Source organism: Mycobacterium sp. (assembly GCF_032162605.1).
In the GTDB taxonomy this organism is placed as follows: domain Bacteria; phylum Actinomycetota; class Actinomycetes; order Mycobacteriales; family Mycobacteriaceae; genus Mycobacterium.
The window spans coordinates 1-4,392 of sequence record NZ_JAVROT010000558.1; the positions used below are offsets into that span (position 1 = coordinate 1).

The 4,392-nt window shown below is 63.4% G+C and carries 4 protein-coding genes; 2 read left to right on the top strand and 2 right to left on the bottom strand.

Features of this window, described 5'->3' with window-relative positions; translation table 11 throughout:
• Positions 1 to 379: 379 nt before the first annotated feature.
• Positions 380 to 703, bottom strand: coding sequence for a hypothetical protein (locus tag QOI01_RS31020; protein ID WP_526387228.1), 324 nt, complete (start codon positions 701 to 703; stop codon positions 380 to 382).
• An 818-nt stretch (positions 704 to 1,521) separates the two neighbouring features.
• On the opposite strand from QOI01_RS31020, the gene QOI01_RS31025 reads away from it, so the two are divergent.
• Entirely contained in the window at positions 1,522 to 2,412 is an 891-nt protein-coding gene (locus QOI01_RS31025) for a phosphotransferase (protein ID WP_526387233.1), read from the top strand.
• Positions 2,413 to 2,443: 31 nt separating this feature from the next.
• On the top strand, positions 2,444 to 3,175 hold the full coding sequence (locus QOI01_RS31030; RefSeq protein ID WP_526387229.1) for an HAD family hydrolase: 732 nt from the start codon (positions 2,444 to 2,446) through the stop codon (positions 3,173 to 3,175).
• Positions 3,176 to 4,057: 882 nt separating this feature from the next.
• Here the strand turns inward: QOI01_RS31030 and QOI01_RS31035 are convergent.
• A partial coding sequence (locus tag QOI01_RS31035; RefSeq protein ID WP_526387231.1) for a sensor domain-containing protein occupies positions 4,058 to 4,392 on the bottom strand: 335 nt, incomplete at its 5' end.

Consider the following 4,392-nt stretch of genomic DNA (forward strand, 5'->3'; position numbering starts at 1 on the left):
GGCAGCTGGACTCAGGGAATGCGGCGGAATCAGCGGTGAGGATGCTGGACCACTACGCGAGACTGTTCCCTACAGATCTGGACGACATCGCTTCCCGGCCTTTCAATCGCATCGGACAAGCGCCGCGAAGTCGAGGACACTCGATCGCTAGTGCGGGGCCCGTCGCCAGCTGCGGCTGTTGGGCAGTCGAGGAAATCTGGCCTCGTCGACCAGCCGCATCCGTCGGGATCGCTGCCCACGCGATCTCCGGTGAGCTGCAATTTTGCCGCGCCGTCGACGCTGCTTGCCCCCGCACCGTTGTGCATGGCGCTGGTTGCAAGGGTGGATCGCGAGCCCTTGCCGGGTGTCGTCCATCGCCTGTCGGCCCAGATCGTGGCGCTCATCGGCCGTGAGCGTGTTTACGCACGTCACCAGGATCATCAGCGTGCGCGGTTCCTGCACCGGCGAACATCAGGGCGGGTGCCGCCGCGGCGGCACCCGCTACCCCCCATGCCGCAATGAGCCGCTTTGTCTTCGTGGTGTTCATGTTGATCTCCTTGACGTTGTCGCGGCCCTTGGATGGGTTGCGTTCATCAGCTAAGAGCAGCCAGGCGAACAGATCCCCCACTTTTCGAGGGATCAATTTCTGGATCGCCTTCGGGCCGCCATGTCCCTGCGTCTCGGCGCAAGAATCCTCCAAGGCGCGGTTACGGACCGAGTGCATCTGTAGGTGATCGTCCAACGGTGACCTGCCCGAGGATCCGCTGAGAGATCGGATGCCCTGCGGTCAGGGACGGGTTGGTACGGCGATGAGTGCCGCGGGACTCGACGAGGATGGTGTCGCTGCGGCCGCCGACGCGATGCAGGCGGCCTTCCCGGGGCAGCCTGGCAGACGAACGCAAACAGGTCACCACGCGCGTGTCGAAGCACCGCGAGGAGATGGCCAGACCGACGGAGCCGCCCGAGCAGCGGCGCCGCTGGCCGAACTCATGGACTGCGCCGATTCGCTGCAACGCCCCAGGCTGGTCGGAGTTCAGGAATCGATCAGTGCCCGCGAGGTTGCCCGTCACAGTCTGGGACCGTGCTCCGCCTAATTCTGTGGCAGACGGTTGGGGCGGCCGAGCAGCGATGACTGCCATCCCACCCCGCGCCCACGAACCGCCAAACTCTCAGGGCTCAAGATTTACGCCTCCTCTACGACCTCGGCCCGGACATTGACATATGGGGCGGTTGACAACTCGGGTGCAATGCGCGCGCTCGGGGCGCCCCAGCCCCGGGAGCGATGACCCACGGCTGGGCGGGCTCCGAGGAGCGCGTCACCGATCTGACGCGCCGATGAAACGCGCAGGATCTAGTGTATGAACAGTTGGTAGCCGTCGGGCGTACAAATCCCTCGTCGTCGCGTGGCATCGAGGAGGAGTCGTTATCGGCAAGTATGTCGGCTACGTCCGTGGTGACGACCGACTGCATGGCTTTCTCACTGGCATCGCTCGCGATCAGCTCGGTGTTCACGGGCCTACACCGGCGTTTCGCGCGTTCAGGCTGCGCGGCAGCAACGAGGTCTACGCCTACGAGGAGAAGCACAGCCATGTTCGGATCATCTGCAAGTTCTACGGCGCGAGATTCGGCTGGGACCACGACCGTGCCGCCGGCGTGGCCTACCGGGAGTATGACGGCCTGCAGCGCCTGCGCAGCTATGACCTAGTCGGCTCCCCGCACCATGTGATCCGTCCACTGGGCGTCGATCCGCACATCAACTGCGTTCTGGCGCTGGAGTTCTACGGCGGCGAACAATTCAGTCAGGCGATCTCGCGGTCCATTGACCAGGGCGACGACGCCCATCTGTTCTGGCGACTCAAAGCTCTGGGTTACTTCCTGGCCACGCAACACAATCGGACCGCGAACGGTAGATCTGTCGACTTCGACGCCGACTGCGGGTATTTCGAACGGCTCGTCGCCGGGCTGCAGCGCAGGCAACGCATCGGGGTATGGGACGCCGACGAGCTGCTATGGCTGCAGGGCTTGTGGCGGGACCGTCCGGCGATGTGGCAGGACCGGCAGGTATGGCTGCATGGGGACGCCACACCGGCCAACTTTCTCTTCGGACACGGCCTGGACGTGGCCGCAATCGACCTGGAGCGGACGAAGCGCGGCGACCGGATGTTCGACGTCGGCCGGGTCTGCGGCGAGCTGCAACACGCATTCATGGCCGCCACGGGCGACAGTCGGCGCGCCGAGCCGTTCATCGGGCACTTCCTGTGGGAGTACAGCTGCCACTTCCCGGACCGGCACAGCGCATTCGAGTCGATCACCTCGCGGTTGCCGTACTACATGGCCCTCAATCTGCTGCGCGTCGCCCGCAACGACTACATTTCCCCGGAGTACGGGGCGAAGCTGGTCCGCAAGGCCAAGTGGCAGCTTCAGGTCTGCTAACGCTTCGCCATACGAGAGGGTGCACCACATCATGGATGTCGCCGGGATCGCCTTCGACGTCAACGGCACGCTGATCGACATCCGCACCGAGGACGATCGCGACGACGCCTTTCGCGCGGTCGGGCATTTCCTGACCTACCAGGGCATCGACCTGCGCCGCCACCAGATCCGCGACCTGTACTTCCAGCGCCTCAAAGCCCAACAGCGTGAAAGCGCCGAGCAGTACCCGGAATTCGACGCGGTGCGGATCTGGCAGTCCATCATCGAGGACCACGCCAGCGACTACACCACGGCCATGGCGCCCGAACGGCTCGCGCAGCTGCCGCTGACGTTGGCCGAGATCTACCGCGGTGTGACGCGCCGCCAACTCAAGCTGTACCCCCATGTCCGGTCGACGCTGCGCATCCTGCGTGAGCGCATTCCGCTTGCGATCGTCAGCGACGGACAGAGCAGCTATGCCCGCGGCGAATTGCACAAGGTCGGGCTCACCGAGTACTTCGACCCCATCGTCGTCTCCGGTGACCACGGATTCCGAAAGCCCGATCCACGGCTGTTTCAGCTCGCGCTCGACGGGATGCGGATACCCGCCGATGAGGCCCTCTACGTCGGCAACGACATGCACCGCGACATCTACGGCGCCCGCGAGATTGGGATGGGCACCGTCATGTACGACTCAGATCAGGGCACCAAGTACTACGAGGACTGCGTGCCCGACCACCGGATCACCGACTTTCGCGACCTGCTGGACATCGCCGGCCTCTAGGTGTCTGAAGTCTTCCAACACCCCCGGCGTCCTGGCAGCACCTCGATGTCATCTGCACCGGTCTGCACACGACCAGCGGGCCGCTCGGATTCACTCTCCGACCAGAATATGGCGAGGTCGAACACGCCCCGTGGCTGGTAAAGGCCGACGAAATTTCTATTAAATTGTCCCGCAACGTCTTTCGCTCCCTGCCGCTGCCGATCATCCGTTGCTCGCGGAGCCCTGGCTCGTCGCGTAGCGGATTCGCGGGTGACACTCGGCAGGGCCCGACGAGCACCTCCGCAGGTCTACCCGGTTTGTCGGGTGACGATTGTCCGAGAAGGCAACCTGCTGTTCGAAGTCAGTCCTGTTATGCGATTCGGTGACGAGACGAGCTTGAGCGTCTTCGACCTGACATCCCACAAGCGACAGTGCCCAGTTCGTCGACAACGATGTCGATGACCTCGGCCTTCTTGCTGCCCATCCAACAGCCGCATTGTCGCGCAGGTGAACAACCTTGAGTTTGTGTGCGAAGGTGACTCCTTGCCGACGGGCCGGTTCAGCTCGCTATCAGCATTCCACTGCGCCAAGCACAGGTCGTCACCGTAACCAGCAAATAAGCCACGGGGGGTAACCGGAGGTCCGGTTTCCCGGTAGCACCCAATGTTGTTCAACTGGAGGCAGCGAGCAGCCGTTGCACCTTGAGCCCGACAATGACGGTCCTAAATCCGAAGCCTAATAGTGAATTTCGAGCGAAAAGACTCGTACTGGTCATCACGGGCCCTCCCCGACAGCAACAGCGGCCGTGAGCGCTGCGCATATCGGCGGCAGCGTCCGATGAGGATTTCGGCCAGTCTCGTCGGCCCAACGCTCAAGCAGTGTCTCTAGGCTAATTGGGCAGCTTTACCACCGCGCAGTTACGTTGTCAGCGATCTGGTCGGCAATCTTCAACGCCGAGTCAGCGGGGTTAGCGCTGCACGTGTTGATGTCGATAATGACGTTGTTTCTGAGCGCCAGCGCGCGTCCACAGCCCCAGCCGGGGGCCCTGGCATCCTGTTGAGTCGCGGTGGTACTCAGTGTGTCGTTCGCGTTGGAGATCTGCCCGACGGACCACTGCGACTCACTCTGCGTGTGGGTGTACTGGCGGCAAGCCGGCCACTGCTGGGCGGACGCATCGAAGAAGGCGCCAGCTTCTCCGACGAGAGGAAATAACACCACTGCCTGCTTGAGGTAGTGCG

What these genes read in the sequence shown, in the direction of transcription:
- QOI01_RS31020 (WP_526387228.1), bottom strand. Translation starts at nt 703, where the DNA reads ATGCACTCGGTCCGTAACCGCGCCTTGGAGGATTCTTGCGCCGAGACG.
- QOI01_RS31030 (WP_526387229.1), top strand. Translation starts at nt 2,444, where the DNA reads ATGGATGTCGCCGGGATCGCCTTCGACGTCAACGGCACGCTGATCGAC.